This window comes from Microvirga terrae, from assembly GCF_013307435.2.
In the GTDB taxonomy this organism is placed as follows: domain Bacteria; phylum Pseudomonadota; class Alphaproteobacteria; order Rhizobiales; family Beijerinckiaceae; genus Microvirga; species Microvirga terrae.
The window spans coordinates 2347467-2367992 of sequence record NZ_CP102845.1 but is presented as its reverse complement, the minus strand read 5'-3'; the positions used below and the strand labels follow the sequence as shown (position 1 = coordinate 2367992).

19 protein-coding genes are annotated in these 20526 nt (G+C 63.4%); 9 read left to right on the top strand and 10 right to left on the bottom strand.

The window, feature by feature from the left end; genetic code table 11:
- Positions 1 to 34: 34 nt before the first annotated feature.
- The 7 genes from HPT29_RS11280 to HPT29_RS11250 form a co-directional block, all read right to left on the bottom strand.
- Positions 35 to 1687 carry an ABC transporter substrate-binding protein gene (locus tag HPT29_RS11280; RefSeq protein WP_371823132.1) on the bottom strand — a complete coding sequence of 551 codons (1653 nt, stop codon included), beginning with the start codon at positions 1685 to 1687 and terminating at the stop codon, positions 35 to 37.
- Positions 1688 to 1730: 43 nt separating this feature from the next.
- Complete coding sequence (locus HPT29_RS11275) at positions 1731 to 2756, bottom strand: glycoside hydrolase family 3 protein (protein ID WP_173950232.1); 1026 nt, start codon at positions 2754 to 2756, stop codon at positions 1731 to 1733.
- 45 nt (positions 2757 to 2801) lie between these two features.
- Positions 2802 to 3293 carry a GNAT family N-acetyltransferase gene (locus tag HPT29_RS11270; RefSeq protein WP_173950231.1) on the bottom strand — a complete coding sequence of 164 codons (492 nt, stop codon included), beginning with the start codon at positions 3291 to 3293 and terminating at the stop codon, positions 2802 to 2804.
- Positions 3294 to 3577: 284 nt separating this feature from the next.
- Positions 3578 to 3985 carry a DUF6894 family protein gene (locus tag HPT29_RS11265; protein WP_173950230.1) on the bottom strand — a complete coding sequence of 136 codons (408 nt, stop codon included), beginning with the start codon at positions 3983 to 3985 and terminating at the stop codon, positions 3578 to 3580.
- A gap of 10 nt (positions 3986 to 3995) precedes the next feature.
- Positions 3996 to 4244, bottom strand: coding sequence for a hypothetical protein (locus HPT29_RS11260; RefSeq protein ID WP_173950229.1), 249 nt, complete (start codon positions 4242 to 4244; stop codon positions 3996 to 3998).
- Positions 4241 to 4993 (bottom strand): Crp/Fnr family transcriptional regulator, encoded by a 753-nt coding sequence (locus HPT29_RS11255; protein WP_173950228.1) that lies wholly within the window; start codon positions 4991 to 4993, stop codon positions 4241 to 4243. The genes HPT29_RS11260 and HPT29_RS11255 overlap by 4 nt, the downstream gene beginning before the upstream one ends.
- Before the next feature lie 194 nt (positions 4994 to 5187).
- Positions 5188 to 5598, bottom strand: coding sequence for a MerR family transcriptional regulator (locus HPT29_RS11250; protein ID WP_210804795.1), 411 nt, complete (start codon positions 5596 to 5598; stop codon positions 5188 to 5190).
- A gap of 272 nt (positions 5599 to 5870) precedes the next feature.
- On the opposite strand from HPT29_RS11250, the gene HPT29_RS11245 reads away from it, so the two are divergent.
- From HPT29_RS11245 to HPT29_RS11235, 3 genes are all read left to right on the top strand, one after another.
- Entirely contained in the window at positions 5871 to 6005 is a 135-nt protein-coding gene (locus HPT29_RS11245; protein ID WP_256439500.1) for a hypothetical protein, read from the top strand.
- Between the two features lie 386 nt (positions 6006 to 6391).
- Positions 6392 to 7789, top strand: a complete 1398-nt coding sequence (locus HPT29_RS11240) for a metal-dependent hydrolase family protein (protein WP_173947348.1) — start codon at positions 6392 to 6394, stop codon at positions 7787 to 7789.
- Positions 7790 to 7956: 167 nt separating this feature from the next.
- Positions 7957 to 9843: a metallophosphoesterase family protein gene (locus tag HPT29_RS11235; RefSeq protein WP_173947347.1), complete on the top strand. Its 1887-nt coding sequence runs from the start codon at positions 7957 to 7959 to the stop codon at positions 9841 to 9843.
- On the opposite strand, the gene HPT29_RS11230 is transcribed toward HPT29_RS11235, so the two are convergent.
- Entirely contained in the window at positions 9737 to 10765 is a 1029-nt protein-coding gene (locus HPT29_RS11230; RefSeq protein WP_173947353.1) for an AI-2E family transporter, read from the bottom strand. The genes HPT29_RS11235 and HPT29_RS11230 overlap by 107 nt on opposite strands.
- Before the next feature lie 659 nt (positions 10766 to 11424).
- Between HPT29_RS11230 and HPT29_RS11225 the strand changes: the two genes are divergently transcribed.
- The 3 genes from HPT29_RS11225 to HPT29_RS11215 are packed head-to-tail and all read left to right on the top strand — an operon-like array spanning position 11425 to position 16055.
- Positions 11425 to 12978, top strand: a complete 1554-nt coding sequence (locus tag HPT29_RS11225) for an AbgT family transporter (RefSeq protein WP_173947346.1) — start codon at positions 11425 to 11427, stop codon at positions 12976 to 12978.
- Positions 12979 to 13012: 34 nt separating this feature from the next.
- Positions 13013 to 14218 (top strand): M20/M25/M40 family metallo-hydrolase, encoded by a 1206-nt coding sequence (locus HPT29_RS11220; protein WP_173947345.1) that lies wholly within the window; start codon positions 13013 to 13015, stop codon positions 14216 to 14218.
- Positions 14219 to 14222: 4 nt separating this feature from the next.
- Positions 14223 to 16055 (top strand): SLC13 family permease, encoded by a 1833-nt coding sequence (locus HPT29_RS11215; protein WP_173947344.1) that lies wholly within the window; start codon positions 14223 to 14225, stop codon positions 16053 to 16055.
- A 9-nt stretch (positions 16056 to 16064) separates the two neighbouring features.
- On the opposite strand, the gene HPT29_RS11210 is transcribed toward HPT29_RS11215, so the two are convergent.
- Together HPT29_RS11210 and HPT29_RS11205 are read right to left on the bottom strand one after the other, a co-directional pair.
- Positions 16065 to 16637, bottom strand: a complete 573-nt coding sequence (locus HPT29_RS11210) for an HdeD family acid-resistance protein (RefSeq protein WP_173947343.1) — start codon at positions 16635 to 16637, stop codon at positions 16065 to 16067.
- 121 nt (positions 16638 to 16758) lie between these two features.
- Complete coding sequence (locus HPT29_RS11205) at positions 16759 to 17328, bottom strand: DUF1269 domain-containing protein (RefSeq protein ID WP_173947342.1); 570 nt, start codon at positions 17326 to 17328, stop codon at positions 16759 to 16761.
- 544 nt (positions 17329 to 17872) lie between these two features.
- Between HPT29_RS11205 and HPT29_RS11200 the strand changes: the two genes are divergently transcribed.
- The 3 genes from HPT29_RS11200 (at position 17873) to HPT29_RS11190 (ending at position 20369) form a co-directional block, all read left to right on the top strand.
- Positions 17873 to 18112, top strand: coding sequence for a NepR family anti-sigma factor (locus tag HPT29_RS11200; RefSeq protein ID WP_173947341.1), 240 nt, complete (start codon positions 17873 to 17875; stop codon positions 18110 to 18112).
- Positions 18102 to 18650 carry a sigma-70 family RNA polymerase sigma factor gene (locus HPT29_RS11195; RefSeq protein WP_173947340.1) on the top strand — a complete coding sequence of 183 codons (549 nt, stop codon included), beginning with the start codon at positions 18102 to 18104 and terminating at the stop codon, positions 18648 to 18650. Before HPT29_RS11200 ends, HPT29_RS11195 begins: the two co-directional genes overlap by 11 nt.
- Positions 18651 to 19052: 402 nt before the next feature.
- Positions 19053 to 20369 (top strand): family 43 glycosylhydrolase, encoded by a 1317-nt coding sequence (locus HPT29_RS11190; protein WP_173947352.1) that lies wholly within the window; start codon positions 19053 to 19055, stop codon positions 20367 to 20369.
- Positions 20370 to 20526 lie beyond the last annotated feature (157 nt).

Here is a 20526-nt window from a genome sequence, read left to right as displayed (position 1 = left end):
GGAAGCGGACGGACCACTTCCCCATTGTGCCGGATTACTTGACCGGCTTGAGCGCCAGGAGATGAAGCAGCCGTGCGGGGTTCTGGCGTGAGATCGTCGGATTGACGAACGGGTTCTCGCCGCTGGCCCAGCCCGTGAAGCGCTTGGTGTTGTACTGGTACCAGGTCGCGCTGTTGTAGACCGGGAAGATCGGGAGGTTCTCCGCGACGATCCGCTGGGCGCTGTTCATGATGGTCTTCTGCTGAGCCTGATCGGGCGTCTGGGCGAACTTCGCCAGCAGACCTTCGAGATCGTCGTTGAACCAACGCTGCGCCGTGAAGCGGGTCTTTCCGGCATCCGACTTGGTGAAGGCGCGCTGATAGAGATAATAGGGCGAGGCCGCCACCGAAATGCTGTTGATGGCGGCGTCGAAGGAACCGCTGATCAGGTTCTGCGACCAGACCGCTTCCTCTGGCGTTCCCATGCTGGCGTTGATGCCGGCCTCGCGCATCCCCTCGATGGCGATCTGCACCGTGTCGATCCAGTCGCTCCAGGAATTCGGCACGATGATGTTGAAAGCGATGGGCGTCCCGTCCGGATTGTCGCGGAAGCCGTCCTTGTTCTTGTCGACGTAACCTGCCTTGTCGAGAAGCGCCTTGGCGCCGTCCAGATCATAGGTCGTGTACTTGCCGAACTCGGCCTTCACCTTGGGATCGAGCCACATCTTGTAGACGTCCCCGAAGGCGGTCGGATCCTCGTTCAGCGTCGGGTAGCCATAGCCCGCCACGTCGACCATGGCCTTGCGGTCCAGCGTCATGCTGACCGCGCGACGGAAGTTGAGGTCCTTGAACGCCTTGCGGTTGTTCTCGTTGGACGTCTCCTGGTTGAACAGGAACTCCACCATGCTGCCGGCCACGTACCAATATTTGTGATGCTGCGGGTCCTTGGCCACGAACGTCTTCTCCACGTCCGGCAGGAAGGCCACGCCCCAGTCGAGCTGTCCGCCGGCGGAGGCCGCCAGGATCTGGTTGTTGTCCGCAAGCTGCGGGAAGCGCATGCAATCGACGGACAGGTGTGCGGCATCCCAATAATGCGGATTGCGGCATTGATCGTAGGTCTGCGGCGTGAACCGCGTCACCTCGGTCATCGGACCGCTGCCGACCGGATTCTCGTTGGCGAAGGTGACCGGCTCGGTGATGCCCTTCCACACATGCTCCGGCACAATCGGCAGCGCGATGAGCCGGTCGACCGCCAGCGCGCTCGGCTGGCGAAGGGTGAAGCGCACGGTCTGCTTGTCGACCTGCTCGACACCGCTGATGAACTGCCAAATCGACACGAAGTCGAGCGCCGGATATTGCTTGATGTAATTGTAGGTGAAGACCACGTCGGCCGCCGTCAGCGGCTGCCCGTCCGACCATTTCAGGCCGTCGCGCAGCTTGAACTCGATGCTCTTCAGATCCTCGGCGAGCTTGTAGCTCTCCGCCAGGCGGTAGTTGGGCTTGTTGTCGTCGAGCCGGTTGAAGACGATCAGCGGCTCGTAGATGAAGTCGAGCGTGCTCTGCCGCGCTGACGTCTGGTTGAACGGGTTGAAGTTGCGCACCCAGGTCGTCGCGGGCTCGATATTGACCGTAAGCACGGACTGCGCAGCAGCGGGCAGGGTCATGGCACCCAGCATGGTCATTGCCAGGAGTGCTGAAGATCGTTTCATTGAAGTTCCCTCTTTTTATTAAACCGTTTACACGCGAAAAGCTCTATTGCGGAAGGCGGGCGAATATACCTTCTACCTCCGCATGAAGCTCGCGAACGTCTACCTTCAGCGAACCGAGCCGTCGTTTTCCGGCCTCTATCCGCTCAAGCGATTGTTGTGAAAGCGGCCGGGCGGCTCTCGCGGCCGCCAGGCTTTCTGCGGTCGTGCCGTGGCTGTGCAGGGCAATGTCGCATCCGGCGTCGAGCGTCTGGCGCACGCGCTCCGGCAAAGGCCCGCGCAGCGATTCCATGAACAGGCAATCGGAGATGAGCACGCCGCGGTAGCCGAGCTCGCCTCGGATCACGTCATTGCAGATGACGGGCGAGATCGATGCGGGTTGCTCTTCGTCATAGGCTGAATAGACCACATGGGACACCATGGCCCAGGGCGTGTCGATCAGGTCCACGAACGGCTTGAAGTCCGTCGCGACAAGGACGTCGCGGCTCTCGCGCACCACCGGCCGCTCCTTGTGGCTGTCGGTCGTGGCCCGTCCGTGGCCGGGAATGTGCTTCATGATGGGCAGGTTGCCGACCTCGAGGAGGCTGTCGACCACGACGCGCCCGAGCGAAGCCACCCGCTCGGGATCCGGACCGAAGGAGCGCGCGCCGATCACCGCGCTCGTCGTGTCGAAGACGAGGTCGAGGACCGGTGAGCACCCGCTCGCCAGTCCGAGCTCCGTCATCATGGCTCCCATGGCATGCGACGAGAGGCGCAGAGCGTGCTTGGCGAGGTCCATGTCGTGGTCGGCGAGGCGCGAGAAGTCGCGGAAGGAACGGAACGACGGCCACGGGCCGGCGTCGAGATGCTGCACGCGGCCACCCTCCTGATCCGTGAAGACCGGCGCATCATCCCGTCCGACCGCCTCGCGGAACTGGGCCACCAGGGCCTTGACCTGATCGGGCGTCTTCAGGTTGCGCCGTCCCACAAAGAGACCGTACGGATTCGTTTCGCGAAACAGGGCGACCTCGTTGGCGTCGAGAACGGGATTCGGAATGCCGACGAAGAGGGCAAGTGGAACGTTTTGGGACATCGGACTCTATGGTGTGGGAGTGAAGGGTCGTTTTGGGGACGGCGACTAGACGAGAGCGGCCGGCTTCGGCGTTCGCAGCATGTCGCTGTAGATCCCCTTGCCGGAGACCGGGATCTCGATGGCGCCGACGGTCTCGATATAGAACCGGGCCGGGCCGGGATCGCCGATGATGGCATAGGCGTAACCCATGTCCTTCATGGCCTGGAGCGTCCGGTGCAGCAGGGCTGCGCCGATCCCCTGCCCCCTCGACGCTTCCGCAACGCCCGTGGGCCCGAAGAAGCCGCGCGCGATCGCGTCGTAGCACGCGAAGCCGACGAGCTCGCCGTTGCTCAAGGCGATCAGGCAGGAGGAAGGCTGCCGCCCGATGGCGACCGCGGCTTCGCTCGCCCAGTTCTCGCTGAAATGGCGCTGAATCCAGGACAGGACCACGTGTCGCTCAGGAGCGAGAACCGGCCGGATCGTCATGTCCGTTCGTTCAGTTCGCTGCTCCAAGGCTCTGAAGCCTGAAGCATATAGACTGACAAGCAGGTCGCCCATGCCTATTCCATAATTGGGATATATCTGGTTTTATAGTAGATTATATTTGGGTCAACTTGGCTTGCTCCGTCAAGCATGTTCTCCAGGCACGCGGAAGCGGCCGGACTCGCGGTCGCGCGGAACTGTCACGAAAACTCTGATGAGAGTGCTCGTCGAGGACCACAGAAGCCGGAGCGTTGCGCGTCCGACAACGGCCGCTCACGTCCGCACGATGACGGCGCCAGAGACGCACTCTGTAACAGAGGGGCGCGAGATGACAGCGTGGCGGATCACACGGACAGAGATTACCCGTTCGTGCTCTTGCCGAAGCGCTGCAACAGTTCCTGTGACTGGCGAAGGTTCTCCTGAGCCATTTTGATCTGCCGGGTCACGTCGGCGGTCAGTCGCATCATCCGCTCACCCTGCTCTTTTGCCGTCCTGACGGATCTGGACAGCTTCGCCGGCCGTCGCCCGGCCTGATGGTCGAGAACCTCGGAAAATGGCAGTTCCAGGACCAGCTCTCCGGCGTCGTTCCTGACCTCGAAGGCGTAGCGTCTCGGATTGCGGCCCTCACGAAGCCATTCCTGCGCCATGTCCCTGGCGGCATGAAAGGCCTCCAGATAGGCGGCCTCCGAGTCGGGCAGGACCACGCCGCTCTCATCCGGGCTGACGCCCTCCGGCCCCCCTGTCAGATGAAAATAGAACCGCGGCATCGATCTCTCGTCATTCATTCGTGTGCCCGCCATGCTCAAGGATCCATCGTCGGGCGGCATCCAGATCGGCGAAGGTGGGATGATTGGGACCATCCAGCCGATCGAAGCCGGCCTCCAGAAACCAATGCCCGGGGGCAATCGGGTTCTCCGGCGAAAGATGGACCAGGACGGCCAGGAGCCTCTGGTCACGGTCGAAGACCAGCATGCCCTCCTCTTCAGCTCCCGTCGCGACGCGCACCGGCTGAAGCGTGAGGGTCATGCCGCAGCTCCGCCTTGCTTGATCAGATGAAGGTAAGTCTCGTCGAAATCGCCAACTTCCTTCAGTCTTTCCCAATTGAGAACGATCAACCGGGTGCCCCGGGTCTCGATCAAGCCGTCCGCCCTCATCTGCTGGAAGACCCGGTTGGCATGGACGGCCGTGATGCCGAGCGCATCGGCGAATTCGATCTGGGTGATCGGCAGGTCGCAGGCATGATCCTCGGCCAGTCCAACCGCCTTCAGGCGTACCAGCAGCTCGCACAGGATATGGGCCATCCGGGGGTAAGCTTCACGGCGCCCGACATTGAGGATCCATTCGCGGAAGGACGCCCCCTCCACGAGGGTTTCGCGCCAGAAGGCTGCCGCGATCCTGGGAAAGCGCAGGCAGAGATCCCATAGATCCTCATGGGTGATAAAGCCGAGGCTGCACTGCGTCAGGGTCGTCACGGTGATGTCCAGAACCTTCAGGTGCAGGCTCTGGACGTCGGGCATGTCACCGGGGATGCCAAAGGCGACGATCTGGCGCTTGCCGTCTCCCGTCACCTTGTTGGTGCAGGTCATGCCGCTGAGGATCGCGAAGGATCGGGCCGGGCGGTCGCCCTCGCGCACCACGTCCTGGTCTTCCTTGATGACCGTCACCTGGAGCGGCAGCTCAAGAAGGGCCTGCCGCTCGTCCTCCGTCAACGGAAAGATGCTCTCCAGCTTGCGAATGAGCGGATTGTGATCGGATGGGAAAGGTGCAGGCAACATCGTGTTCCCTGTTCATCGGACAGGAGTATCTTATGGCTTCGCTCGCAGCAGCAGGTCAATGCTGATGACCGCCCACCCTACAGGCCGGTGAGCACCTGTCTTTGACCCATGTTAATTTTGCATCGTCTTTCGCCCGTCGCTCTTCGAATGGCGGCATGGGGCATCACGCCGACCGGGTGGTCGGCCGTGTCGGCTCAGGGGTTGGTGGACCAGCCGTGATCGGCCGGCGCGCGTGCGGCGGACCGGCGCTCCTGCGGGCCGTGGCCGGAGGCCGGGCGCGGCAGCAGCCGGCGCGGCCCCCCGGCGCGGGCCGGGATCGCGGTGCGCACCGCCTGCTGGAGCAGCCGCAGCTCCTCCTGCAGGGCCGCCAGGCGCGCGAGCAGCTCGCCATCGCTGAGCGGCCCGGCCGGGCATTCCTCGCATTGCCCGACCGCCCGGATCTTGCGCAGCAGGGCCGGGCCGATCGCCGGGGTGGTGAGCCAGCGGGCATCCGGGATCGCCGCCACCTCCTGAAGGCTCGGGCAGCGGCCGCCGAACTCGCCGCAGATCACCGCTTGCAGCCGGGGGGAGAAGTGGCTCAGGGGAAAAGGCTCATCCCGCGACATGGGCATCGATCCTTGGGTTCTGATCGTTGGGCTTTGATCCTGGGGTGCTGATCCTGGCTCGAACGCCCCCTATCGCAGAGCCCGATCGTGTCTGCCCCGGGGCTGAATCAAGGCCAAGCCTGGGCATTCCCAACCGGCTATCCTTTTGCGCCCACGGCAGCCGTCCTGATTTGGATGTAAGAACGGTGACGTCCGCAGACCCATCGCGATGCAGGTGTGCTATCATGGCGACGTGCAATCCGTCGGGACATTCCTGGAAGAGGGAGTCGGTCATGGCACACCGGGAGCAGCACGGGAATCGGGAATCCAAGAAGCCGAAAAAGGAGAAGCCCAAGGGCGGGACGCAGCAGCCGACTAAATGGGCCGTGAGCGAGATCGTGGAGGCCCGGTCGGATTCCAAGCACTGATCGCAGCCTCACGATCCGCAGGATCGGCCCGCACCGGGATCGTGCATGCCCGGGAACGGAATCTCGGCGAGACCGCCGAAAGGATCGTCGCGACCCATCCGTTGGGGCGCCCTGCGCGAGGCCCTGTGGAGCACGCGAGCAGGCCTCAAGGAAAACACCTCATCGGGACCGGAATCGAACCTGGCCCGGCTTCGGCATTTCCTCTGTCTGGCCCGGGTTTTCCCCGATGGTTCGCCGGCATGAGACGGGCTAAGCTCCGATCAGAGCCACCAGCGGAGAGAGCCCGGCCCGCCTGCGCGCTCTATCGAATGTGGAGCCCCGTATGAGTTCGCAGACCGGGCCGGTTGCCACGACGAGGTCGGGACGTGCGAGAACAGGGGAACGCAATGTCTGTCTTCACGGCGACTGCCAGCCCGGTCCCCCGATTGTTCAGGCGGCTTCTGACGGCGGCAATCCTGTGCGTCGCGATCGGTCCGGCGGACGCGGCCGAGCTTGACGCGGCGGCCCCGTCCGGCCCTGCGGCAACGCTCATCGAGAACGTGCGCATCTTCGACGGCAGGAACTCCGTGCTGTCGGCGCCCAGCCATGTCCTCGTGAAAGGCAATGTCATCGCGCAGGTCTCGACCGCCGCGATCGACGTCCCGCGGGACGCCGCCGTCCGGGTCGTTCCCGGGAACGGGCGCGTGCTGATGCCGGGGCTGATCGACATGCATTGGCACGCGATGATGGTACGTCCGACACCCGTGACGCTTCTCTCGAGCGGGATCGGCTATTCGAATCTGCTGGCGGGGGTCGAGGCCACGGCGACGCTAATGCGCGGGTTCACCACCGTCCGGGACATGGGCGGTCCAGCCTTCGACCTCAAACGCGCCATCGACGAAGGCCTCTTGCCGGGCCCGCGCATCTATCCTTCTGGCGCCGTCATCACGATCACCGGCGGCCATGGCGACTTTCGCCCGCTCTCCGACCTGCCGAGAACCATCGGCGGAATGCTCGCACGCGTCGAGCAGCTCGGCGGTAGCATGATCGCCGATAGCCCGGACGAAGTGCGCCTGCGGGCGCGGGAGCAACTCATGCAGGGTGCGTCCCAGATCAAGCTGACGGCCGGCGGCGGCGTGGCCTCCCCGTTCAGCCCGCTCGACGTATCCACCTTCACCGAGGCGGAACTTCGTGCGGCGGTCGAGGCCGCCGAGAACTGGGGAACCTACGTCTGCACCCATGCCTACACGTCCGTCTCCATCCAGCGGTCGATTGCGGCCGGCGTCCGGTGCATCGAGCACGGGCACCTGATGGACGAAGCCACGGCCCGGCTGATGGCCGAAAGGGGGATCTGGCTGAGCACGCAGCCGTTCCTCGACCTCGGCGGCGCCGACGCTCTGGGCCCGGCGGAGCAGGCAAAGATGAAGCAGGTTTTGGCGGGAACCGAGAGGGTCTATGCGCTGGCGAAGACGCACAATATCAAGACCGCCTTCGGGACGGACATCCTTTTCTCGCAGGAGCTGGCCGAACGTCAGGGAGCCATGCTCGCGACGCTCGCCCGCTGGTACACGCCGGCCGAGGCACTCACCATGGCGACGTCGACGAATGCCGAACTCCTCGCCCTGTCCGGACTGCGCAATCCCTATCCGGGGAAGCTCGGGGTCGTGGAAGAGGGAGCGCTGGCCGACCTGCTGCTCGTCGACGGCAACCCGCTCGAGAACCTCGACCTCGTCGCCGACCCGGCCAAGAACTTCGTCGTCATCATGAAAGACGGTCGGCTCTACAAGGACACCCTGCCGAGGTGACGCCCAGTCCTCCAGGTGTTCCAGGATGGGAAACCGTGTCATCATCATAGGCGGGGTCTAGGGCTCAGATGATGCCCTCGGGGCGTTGAAGTCATCGGGACCGGAGAAGGTCCGAGCGGTCGAACGCTCATGGATTCCGGTCTCTCGAGCAACAACCGGGTTCCGCCATGATGAGGAAGCCACCGTCCGAGCAGCCGACAGGGATGATGCAGGACCCGATCGCGGATCCTCCCATTCCCTTACTCATCGACCCGCGCGGCGGCGACATCGAGGATGACATCGCAAGTCCCAAGAGCCGGTCCTTGATCGCGATTGGTGGACGACTCCTCGCGGAAATCAGCGTCGCGAAGCTCATTGTGGCTTGGATCATGCTGATCGGCCTTCCTGCGCTTCTCCTCGGACTTGCCCCACTGGTCATCCTGGGATGGGCCACCACCATATCCGGGCAACTCGCGACCGCGCTCGCAGGATTCTGGTCGCTGCTGATCGTCGGGGGCCTCGTGGCGCTTGCGTGGATCGGCGGCAGGCCCGTCCTGCGCGCGGCGGAGCAAAGCCTCTGGTCGCTCAATGCACTGGCCGTTCAGCCGGTTTATGCTCTGTTCCGGGAAGGCCTGCGCCACATCGGCGGCAAACTCGCCCCCGATCTCGAACCGCAGCGGCGTACACGTCTCTACGCTGCCGCGGCTCTGGGCGGAGGCCTGCTGCTGAGCGGCCTGTCGCTCTGGTTCGTCCTCCTCGCCTGGCCTTCATCGCGATGGATCGGGCACGCAGGCGACGTTTTCACGCCGCTCCAGCTGATCGCTCCCGCTCTCGCCAACGCGGTGGTCATCGTCGGATGCTACGTCATGGGGGCAGCTCTCGTTTGGGCGGTGGCCGATGGTTCCCTGGGACGGCCTGCCGACCTCATGACGTTCGCGGAGATCCCGTCGGGGCTCCGGACATGGCGGATCGCGCACCTGTCCGATCTCCACATGGTCGGGGAGCGATATGGATTCCGGATCGAAAGCGGCCGGACTGGACCCCAGGGCAACGGACGAATGCACCGTGTCCTCGATCGTCTCGAGTCGCTCCACCGTCACCACCCGGTCGATCTCGTCCTGATCACGGGCGACATGACCGATGCCGGGCGATCCGCCGAGTGGGCGGAGTTCCTGGACGCCGTCGGCGCTTATCCCGATCTGGCTCGGCGTTTGCTGATCCTGCCCGGCAACCATGACGTGAACGTGGTCGACCGCGCGAATCCGGCTCGGCTCGAGCTGCCGACCAGCCCGGGAAAGCGCCTGCGCCAACTCAGGACCCTCTCAGCGATCGAAGCTCTGCACGGAGGCAGGGTCTTCTGCTTCGATTCCAAGGCGGGGCGCCTCGGCCCCACTCTTTCGGAGAGACTTGCCCCGTACAGGAACGACATCGAGGCTTTTGCCGAAACGGGAGGGATCCGTCAGTCGCTGCGAGTGGCGCAGATCTGGGACGACGCATTTCCCCTGATCGTTCCGCCGACGACGGATGAAGGCATCGGCGTGGCGCTTCTCAATTCGAACGCGGAGACCCACTTTTCCTTCACGAACGCCCTTGGAATCATGTCGGCGCTTCAAGCGCAGGATCTGGTGGCCGCCATTGAGCGCTATCCCCGCGCCGGCTGGATCATCGCCCTTCATCACCACATGGTAGAATACCCCACACCAGCGCAGGCCTTCTCGGAACGGATCGGCACAGCCCTCATCAATGGATCGTGGATCGTCCGGCAGATTCGGCCCTTCGCCCGTCGCCTCGTGGTGTTCCACGGACATCGGCACACGGAGTGGATTGGTGAATGCGGAGGCGTCCGGATCGTTTCCGCCTCATCACAGGTCATGCATGCCGCGCAGAGCGAGGGCGCTTCCTTCCTGGTGCATACCCTCGCGATGGTCGATGACGGGCTTCAGCTCGCCAGGCCTGAACGGGTCGAAGTCACGTTTTCGGATGAGGATGATCGGGAAGTGGTTCATCCGCCTCGTCCGGCGGTCCCAGCTGAACGGCCAGCCATCGCGTCGCTGGATCCTGGGCACAGAAGGTGAGAAAGGCAATCGTGATCGGAAGCCCGATGAACGTTCCTGGCAGCCCCCACAGGAAGGTCCAGAGGAAGATCGAGAACAACACGACGAACGGAGACATGGCGAGCACGCTCCCGGAAAGACGAGGCTCGATGTAGCTTCCAACCACGAACTGGATCACGTTCAGGCAGGCGAAAACCGTGATGACCGCCTGCCAGGTGTCGAACTGCACCATCGCGAGCAATGTGGGGAACAGGGTAGCAATGAAGGGACCGATGAAAGGGATGTAGTTCAACGTGAAGGCAATCACCCCCCATTCCTGCGCAAGAGGCAACCCGAAGAGTTCCGCGAAGAGCCAGACGAGCGCGCCGGTCAGAGCGCTCATCACGGTGCGAACCACCATGTAGCGACGGATCTTCACAGCCCCTTCCGCGGCGCCGACAAGCAGGACTCGTGCCATGCGCTGATCCGGCAAGGTTCCGATTTTCCGCGCTGTTCCTTCGACTTCGAGCAACCCGAGGATGACGTAGACGAGAACGACGAGCCAGAAGCTCAGGGTGGTGTTCACCTGACCCGTGAACTTCTGCATGAGTCCCACGACCCAACTGATGTTGAAGTGATCCGCCCAGAGGCTCGCCACGACGATTCCCTGCTCCTCGAGCCAGGCCGCCATCTGATTGTAGATTGCCTGGAAGCGTCCCAGATTGATGAGGATCCAGCGTCCGACCCGGCTGAAGGCCCAGACCACCAGCGAGGCGAACCCGCTGAACGCAATCACCAGCAACAGGACGCTGATCGCCAGGGCGACGAGACGAGGAACGAAGGCCTGTAGACGGGCCTGCAACGGCCAGACGAGCGCGATCAGGAACAGCGAGAAGGCAACCGGCGCAATGACCGCCTCGGCAATGTAGACGGCGCCGAGGACGATGAGGGTCGCCATCGTCATCAAAGCCCAGTTCGTCGAGGCAAGGTGGGAGGGGCCACGATGCGTCTCGTCCAAGGGAACATGAGGTTGATCCACGTCGTCCCTCCCGGTCCATCGCGGCCATGACGATCAACCCTACCGTCCTTGCGGGCCGGTGCCATCGAACCAGTTCGCAGTCCAGAGCCGCTCGTCGGCGCTTCCGCAGCGCGTATTCAAGCAAGATCACGCAACAGGATACCGACAGTCCGCATCAGGAGCAAATGGCCCGACGCCGGACGTCGAGACCCCATGCGACGCAAGGGCTACGAGGGACTCGCGCACCCCCGGCGGCTGAATGCCGATCCACAATTGAGCCCGAAGGAGACAAGCCTGCGAGATCGTCGAGGAACCCGGATACCGGATCCGTGCATGTTGGCGAAGCACGACGCTTCCATCGCGATCCCAGGATTTATTGCTTGTCACCGTCTCGGAAAGAGACCATAATCCGTCGCTAAGTGACCTGTAGAATGGGCATTTTGCTCAAGAGAGTCCATGTCTCCGTCTCGGATCTCGAAGACGATTGTCACGAGCCAGCGGATTGAGTGTCGCGAGTCCCGCTCATTGCTGAGCAACTAGCCTGGTCATAGCACAGCTGTGTGTCGTGCCTCCTGTCGCGGGGCCCTCGATCTGAAGGGCGAGAAATGACAACCAGCACGGAAGTCGCATCGAAGACCTCGATGCAGCGTTTTCTCGACGGCGTTGAACGCGTGGGGAACATGGTTCCCCATCCCGTCGTCATTTTCCTGATTCTTATCGGCATCGTCATCGTGCTCTCGGCCGTGCTCAGTCTGTTCGGCGCGGCCGTCACCTTCGAGCGCATCAACCCGGACACGCACCTGGTCGAGACCGCCACCACGGAGATCCGCAGCCTCCTGACCGCCGACGGCATCCGCTTCATGTACGCGTCGCTGATCCCGAACTTCATGGGGTTCACGGCGGTGGGCCTCATGATCGTCGCAATGATCGGCGCCGGGGTGGCCGAAGAATCCGGACTCGTCACCGCTCTGATCCGCAAGCTCGTGATCGTCTCGCCGGCCTGGGCGCTCACCTACATCCTGTCCTTCGTCGGCATCATCGCGAGCATCGCGGCCGATGCGGGCTATCTGGTCCTGATCCCGCTTGCGGGCATCGCCTATCTGGCTGTCGGGCGCCATCCCCTGGCCGGGCTCGCGCTGGGCTTTGCTGCCGTGGCCGGTGCCTTCACGGTCAACATGCTGATCAAGCCGCTCGATGCCGTGCTGGTGGAGTTCACCAATGACGCGGCTCATCTCGTCGATCCGAACCGCTCCATCGGCCTTGCCTCGAATGTCTGGTTCTCCTTCGCGTCCGTGCTGTTCCTCACCGTCGTCGTCGCCTTCATCACCGACCGCATAGTCGCACCCCGCCTGGGCGCCTACGACCCGAGGCTGGCCGCGGAGGGAACCACGACGGAGCAAAGCGCCGAACTGTCGGAGCAGGAGTCGCGCGGCCTGCGCTACGCCGGTCTCGGGCTGCTCGGACTGATCGCCGTCTTCTGCCTGCTGACCCTTCCATCCGGCGCGCCTCTCCGGAACCCCGAAACGCGCGAGTTGATCGGCGACTCGCCCTTCATGAGCGGCCTGATCGCGCTGATCATGCTGATGTTCCTCGTGACGGGCTGGGCCTACGGCATCGGTGCCGGGACGCTCAGGACACTGCCCGAGGTCATCGCAGCGATCGAGAAGTCGATCAAGAGCCTCGGCGGCACGATCTTCCTGTTCTTCGTGCTGAGCCAGTTCGTGGCTTATTTCACCTATACCAACATGGGCACCGTGATGGCGCTCAGCCTGTCGGGCGCGTTGCAGGCGGCCAACATCGGCGCGCTGCCGCTGCTGCTCGGCTTCATCGTGGTGGTCGCGATCATCGACCTGCTGCTGACCGGCGCCATCGCCAAATGGGCGATCTTCGCTCCTGTGTTCGTACCCTTGCTCATGAAGCTCGGGGTCGAGCCGGAAGCTGTGCTCGCTGCCTATCGCGTCGGCGACTCGCCCATGAATGCGATCACGCCCCTGAACGCCTATTTCGCCCTCGTCGTGGGATTCGCCCAGAGATACGACCGGACGGCTGGCGTCGGCACAGTCGTGTCGCTCATGCTTCCCTATGTCGTGTGGATGTTCGTTCTCTGGACCGCCCTCTTCGCCCTCTGGAAGATGCTCGGGCTTCCGTGGGGATTGTGAACCTATCAGGCAACCGCAAACATTGGATCGAACGATGGACAGCTTTGCGCCACCCCTCGATGTCGCCGCCGCCGAGGATCACCTGATGCGGTTTCTCTCGGTCGAAGGCGTCACGGGGAGCGAAGCCCGGATCGCTGCGGCCGTTTCCGACGCCCTCAGGAAGGCGGGCGTTCCGGCCTCCGCGATCCGCTTCGATACCGCGCACAAGCGCATTCCCGTCCCGACGGAAACGGGAAACCTGATCGTCGATCTACCCGGAACCCGGCCCGGGCCGCGGCTGCTGTTCGCGACCCATCTCGACACGGTGCCGCTTTGCGCCGGCGCCAAGCCTAGACGGGAGGGCGACCGTATCGTCTCGGATGGCACGACGGCCCTCGGCGGAGACAATCGTACGGGATGCGCCATCCTCGTCGTGCTCGCAGAGACGCTGCTGAAGCACAACCTGCCGCACCCGCCGATCACGCTGCTCTTCACGGTGCGTGAGGAAAGCGGCCTTCACGGCGCGCGCGAGCTCGACCCGGTTGATCTCGGCGGGGCCGTCATGTGCATCAATGTGGACGGCCAGGATCCGAACGATCTGATCATCGGGGCGGTCGGGCAGGAAAACTGGGAGGTCGAGATCATCGGCAAGGCCTCGCATGCGGGCGTGGCGCCCGAGAAGGGCATCTCGGCGTCGCTGGTCGGCGCCATCGGGCTTGCCGAGGCGCAGCGGGAGGGCTGGTTCGGCAAGGTGGTGAAGGCCGACGGCAAGGGCACCAGCAATGTCGGCATCTTCGGCGGAAAGGACGGCAAGGCCGCCGGGGACGCGACGAACGTGGTCACCGACTATGCGTTCATCAAGGGAGAGGCGCGGAGCCCAACCTCCGCGTTTGCGACGGCGATCGCGCAGGGCTTTGAAGGGGCTTTCCGGAGAGGTCGGGAAGCGGTGAAGGACGATCAAGGCGAAATGGCCGAAATGACCTTCACCCACACACCATCCTATCCACCCTTCAACCTGGATGAGACTGCACCCGTCGTACGCCGCGCGACCCGGGCGATGACCATGCTCGGCCTCACACCCAATTACGTGTTCTCGAACGGCGGCCTTGATGCCAACTGGCTCGACAAGCATGGTGTCCCGACCGTCACCATCGGGGCCGGACAGGCGGAGATCCACACGATCAAGGAATACGTGAACCTGCCGGAATTCGCGACCGGCTGCCGCTTGGCGCTGCTCTTGGCCACGATCGAGGACGAGTGAGCGATTGAGCCCGATCACTTACATCGCCGTCATCATCGCGGCGGCCGTCGTCCTGTTCGTCTGGAACAGGCTGCCGGTCGTTGTCGTCGCGATGGCGACCGCATTGGCTCTGTGGGCCACGCAGGTTCTGACGCTGGAGCAGGCGCTCGGCGGTTTCGGCGACCCTGCCGTCATCTTCATCACCTGTCTCTTCGTGGTCAGTGCAGCTCTTGAGGCAACCGGCGTGACCGCTTGGGCTGGTCAGCTCCTGATCCAGGGAGCGGGACAGGAGAGCCGGACCCGTCTGCTGCTCCTCACGATGAGCCTCGTAGCCCTGCTCACGGCCATGATCAGCGTCAACGGTGCCGTTGCCGCCCTGCTTCCGGTCGTCATGGTCATGGCCATGCGCCTCAGGAGGAAGTCCTCCCAACTGCTGATGCCCCTTGTCTTCTCGGCCCACGCGGGATCGATGCTCGCACTCACCGGAACGCCGGTGAACGTCCTCGTCTCGGAGGCTGGGCTCGACGCCGGGGTCGGTGGGTTCGCCTTCCTCGAATTCGCCCTCGTGGGTGCCCCCCTTCTCCTTGGCACCATGGCCATCATCATCCTCTTCGGCGAACGGCTCCTGCCGCAGCGCAACGGCGCCAAGATGCCAGCCGACCTCAGTCACCATGCCAGGACCCTGGTGGAGCAGTACGGCCTCGCCGACGGCGTCTTCCGGATGCGCGTGCGCGCCACCTCGTCCTATGTCGGCCTGTCTCCGTCGCAGGTCGATCTCTCGGCCTTCCCCGGCCTGCAACTCGTCGCCGTGCATGAGGGCGAGAGCGCCGCCCCGCTGCGCCGGCCCGTGGGGGACGGCGACCACATGCTCGTGCGCGGGACGGCCGAGGCGGCGGCATCGCTCGCCAGGCGGATGCACCTCGCGTTCCGCGAGGACGGTGCGTCGGGGCAAGGTGAGGAAACGCTGTTCAACCGCCGGTCAGGCCTAGCCGAGGTGGTGATCCCACCGCGCTCTAGCCTCATCGGGCAGATCGTGTTCCCCGGCATGGTCACCGACAGCGGTGACCTCATCGTGCTTGCGGTGCAACGGGCCGGAGCTGAGACCGGCACTGGCAATCCGAACTCCGGCCGCCGCGACGTCGCCCTGCAGGCGGGCGACACCATGCTGCTCCAAGGAACCTGGAAGGCGCTCGATGTTCACCTCAGCGATCCGGACGTGCTGGTGGTGAACTCGCCCGAGTTGATCCGGCGTCAGGCGGTGCCTCTCGGACCGGGAGCCTACCAGGCGATCGCCGTCCTGGTTGCGATGGTGGTCCTGCTCGCGACCAGCCTCGTGCCGCCCGCCGTCGCAGGCCTGCTTGCGGCCGGGGCCATCGTCCTGTCACGGATCCTCACCGTCGATCAGTCTTTCCGGTCCATCGACTGGACGACCGTGATCCTGGTCGGCGCGTTGATGCCGCTGTCCACCGCGATGGTCGAGACGGGAGCGGCCGGGCTCATGGCCGTGGGACTGGTCCGTCTCGTCGGCGATGCCGGTCCCTACGCGCTGCTCGCCGGCCTCTTCGTGCTCACCGCCATCATGGGCCAGTTGATCAGCAACACCGCCACCGCCCTGATCGTCATTCCCATCGGGGCCGCGGCCGCGACCAGCATGGGCATCTCGCCCCGCCCCGTTCTGATGAGCACCGCGGTTGCGGCGGCAGGGGCTTTCCTGACCCCCATCGCGACGCCGACCAACCTGATGGTCATGGGGCCGGGAGGCTATGTTTTCGGTGATTACTGGAAGCTGGGATTACCCCTTCTCGTGTGGTTTTTCGTCATCGCGGTCTTCGTCGTGCCGCTGATCTGGCGGTTCTGACGAGCCGGATCAGCTGACCCGCACCTGCCAGGCCAGATAGGCAATGGCCGAACCGATGCTGATCAGATTCATGCCGAGCAGAACGCCTAAGAGCCAGACGGACGTCACCGGCAGATTGGCCCACAGGATCAACGAAAGCGCGATGCCCACGACACCACTGGCCAGAACCCAGCCCCAATTGGGGAAGGGACGGATCGTCAACGCGAAGACGACTTTGGAAATACCCTCCATCATGAAGAAAACGATGAGGAGGAGCGAGATTGTCGTCAGTCCTTGAGCCGGGTCGCGCAGGAACAGAAAGCCGATCAGCATGGCAAGCCCGATCGAGATCAGCTGCAGCCAGAAATGCGGCACGTGGCGCGCGCTGATGAGACTGAGCGTCTGCAGCAAGCCACTGATCACCAGAAGCCAGCCGAGGAGAACGATGACTGCGGTCGACGAGAACACAGGGTAGACGATCGCCAGGATGCCCGCGACGATCAAGAGCGATCCCTCCGCCAAGTACCACAGCGCATAGCGCTTGACGGAATGCCGCATCGCTTCACGGAACACTTCCGCCGCGGCGTCCAGCGATATCGCCATCCTATCCTCCTGCCTCATGACGCGGGTGCTGTCGAACGGTCGGTTGAACGCACTCGATGCGAGGTAGGCCGCATAGCCCGAGAACGGACAGGCATCATTCCCAATGCCTTCATCGAAACTCTCAGAGCGCCTGCGCTGGAATCGAGCCCGCCGCTGCAACCCCTTCGCTTGGACTTGGCGCATGCACCTTCGACAGGGCGGCCTGCAGTTTCGATTCCTGCTCCGGCGAAAGCGAGGATCGGATGACGCGCCCGTTGAAACCGGAGAGTTCGGCCAGCACCTTCTCGGGCTGTGACTTTCGAATGAGAAGGAACAAGGCGGATGAATCGGGCTTCAGGGTCGCACCGATGGACTTGATGAAGTCGTCGTTGATGCCGTAGTCGATCATGCTTCCGGACAACGCACCGGACCCTGCTCCCACGGCGCCTCCGATCGCAAGTCCGGCAAGGGGATTGAGGAACAGCAATCCGATGAGGCTGCCCCACATCGCACCGGAGAGACCTCCGGACGTCGCTCCGAGTCTGACGAGGTTGACGCTCTGCTTAACACGGACGGCGCCATCCGCCCCACGGATGGCCACGACGGCATCTTCCAGGTCGATGAGGTATTCCTTTTGCAGTCGGGTCAGTTCGGTCAGGACACGATCAGCATCATTCGGGTTGTCGAACCCGACGACCACCAGTTCAGCCATGGGATCCACTCCTGTAGCGCCAACAATGTGGGTCGTACCAAGACCCAAACTACCATCAAGCGGCTGCAGTGGTCTATCAGGTATTACCCTAGGATCATGACTACAAAAGCTCCGGCGTCGGGCTTGCGGCTTCTGGACAGAACTCCTCGATGCCGCTGCGGCCACCAGGCAGGAGATCGCGCCGTGAACCGAGCCTTGATGCGGCGCATTCAGCCAAATTCTGGCGGGAGAGCTGAGAGAATCCGCCTCGCAGTCGACGTGGCCAAGGTGCCGCCTGGTCGCTCTGCCCCGCCCTCTCCTTCCGGCACCCCTGAAGGTCGCTGGCAGAGGCTCTGTCACTGGGCGAACCATCCGCGCCCGTCGGCTCGTCCCGACGAGACTTGAAACGAGACTTCGGCAGAGGACTCACCAACCGAACGTGAACGATCCGGCTCTTCGTGCCGACACTATCATAAGTGAATGGCAAAGCTTTGATGCTGCACTAATGGCAATAAAGTTCTCTGTGAGAACATTCCAGGATTGATGTAGCGGTGTGGAGGCGAGAGTGGTTGCGAGCAATCCCAAGAACGGCGCAGCCCTGATCGAGCCGAATGCCATCGAGGAGATCCCCGATGGTGAGAATGTTCTGGAGGCCGAACCGACCCTGCCGCCTCATGTTGCCTCCCTTTTGGGAGAGCAGCTTCAGGCCCTGTACTCTCACCTGATGAGCGAGCCCGTTCCCAACCGGTTCATCCAGCTCCTTGCGCAACTGGATCAGGGGGTAAAGCAAACTGATGGCGAATGAGAATTCCGTCCATCAAGCAATGTTGGCCGCGATCCCTCACCTGCGCGCCTTCGCCATTTCCTTGTCCGGCAGCATCGAGCGCGCGGATGACCTCGTTCAAGTCGCTCTCCTGCGGGGACTCGAGAACCTCGATAAGTTCCAGCCCGGCACGAGCATGCAGGCTTGGCTGTTCACCATCCTGCGAAATCAGTTTCATACCGACTATCGCAGGCGTCGCCGGGAGGTGGAGGATCCGGACGGAGCCATGGCGCAGCAACTGGCTGTCATGCCCGAGCAAGGTCCGCACCTCGACTTCCGGGACCTGCAGGTCGCCCTGACGAAGCTCTCTGTCGAGCAACGCGAAGCGCTTCTGCTCGTCTCGGCTGAGGGAGTATCATATGAGGAAGCGGCCCAGATCTGCGGGGTCAATATCGGCACCATCAAGAGCCGGGTGAGCCGCGCCCGAACGCGCTTGGCAGAGCTCCTGGCGCTCGACGGCGACGATGATCTTGGCCCTGACCGTCTGGTCAGAGCTGCCCTGTTCAAACACGTACCCTAAAGTTTTCCGGGCCGAGCGCTGCGGACGATGGTGCGCGGGACGATTGAATACGGCCGGATCCGGGGACGACGCTGAGAAATTTCGTGCATCGCAGGTCACTGCGCCAGCGTGCTACAGCGGTGCGTCGGATTGTGACATGGCCGCGAGTTGAGCAAAGCGCGCAGGGTCAGCGTTAGCGGAAGAAGCCAAGGGAATCCGGTTAAGCCATGACCGGGTGAAATGGGGTTCCTCGAGCGCAGCGGACGGGAGTACGCCATGGACAGCAGGGAATCCGGGAGCAGCGATCGGGATGTGAGGCTCAAGGCGCCTGCCGACGCTCCGTTTCCCTTCGAGGCTCGGATCTCGGCCAGCGCCGAAGTTCGAACCTTCGAGCTGACGGGGCAGGACCCCGTGACGGGATCGATGACAACGCAACGGCACGATATCGTCGGTCGCGAGCAGGACCACTACCTCGACCTGTTCGAATGGATTGCGAACAGCTTCGGCTCACGCCTCCCCCGCAATCGGAGCGACGGAGAGGTGTCTTCCCACGTGTTGCCTTGCCGGGTGTTGCTCGACCGCAATATCGCGCCGGAGATCTGGTACGGGTACGGCGATCCTGCCGTCACCAAAGTCCCGGCTGCACGCACCGGCGACGGCGATTGGTACTATCTGTTCGTAACGTCCAACGACGCTCCGAACTCTTTTCCCATACTTCGCTCCCGGACACTCGATCACTGGGAGCTGTCCGGCTTTGCCTTTCCAAGCGGGAGAAAGCCATCCTGGGCGGAGGATGGGCTGAACGTCAGCGATTTCTGGGCCCCCGAAATGCACATGGTCGGCGACCAGTTCTTCTTGTGTTTCACCGCACGCGAGCACGGCGGTTCCCTGGCGATCGGATTAGCCCGCTCGTCGCGCCCGGAGGGGCCGTATGAGAGCGACCCTGCCCCTCTCGTCAGCGGCGGCGTGATCGATCCTCATTTCCTGGTCGACAGAATGGGGCGGACAATCCTGTTCTGGAAGGAAGACACCAACGACGTCTGGCCAAGCTTGCTGAGCGAATTCCTGCATTGCCGCGCGGATATGGTGGAGCGGCTTTTTCCCTTGCCCGAGGATCGCCGTGCGGCCTCGCTTGCGTCAATGCTCTGGCCCTGGGTGCGCACGCTCGAACCCATGGAGCGTTTTCTTGCACAGCAGGTCCTGATCCAGGCCGTCGTGTCGGACTTCACGGGATTCCGGCAACGACTTCAATCGCTGCCGGACGGCCGGCATCCGGACCAGACGCGGCAGGCCGTCGAGGCTATTCTCACCGCCCTGCGTACACCCATCTACGCGCAGGAATTCGATCCGGAGACCCGCTGCCTCACCGGCGACAGGGTGGTCGCACTCGAGAATGATCGTGATTGGGAAGCTCACCTCATCGAAGGTATTTGGGTCGAAGAGCACGGAGATCGGTTCTACATGTTCTATTCCGGCAACGACTTCTCGACCCCGGAATATGGAACGGGTGTCGCTGTTGCCTCCTCCCCGCTGGGCCCCTATCGCAAAATGGAGCGTCCGTTGCTGCGCTCGACGCAAGAGTGGGTGGGCCCTGGCCATCCCTCGCTTGCACAGGGACCGGATGGAGATCCGTGGCTTTTCCTGCACGCCTTCATGCCTGGGCAGGCTGGGTACAGAAAATTTCGAGCGCTCCTGGCCGTGCCGATATGCTTCGAACCCGAGACTGTGAGACTTCGCTGAGGAGTGTCGCGGAACGGGCCGCGCGTTCGCAACTGGTTGCACACGACCGATGGGATTTTGCGGATTACGCGGCGTCGACGGTAGAGCTGTGTAAACGCCGCTCCTGTCGTGGCCTCGTATTCAGTCGGACAGAGATGCATCGAATGAAACGACATTG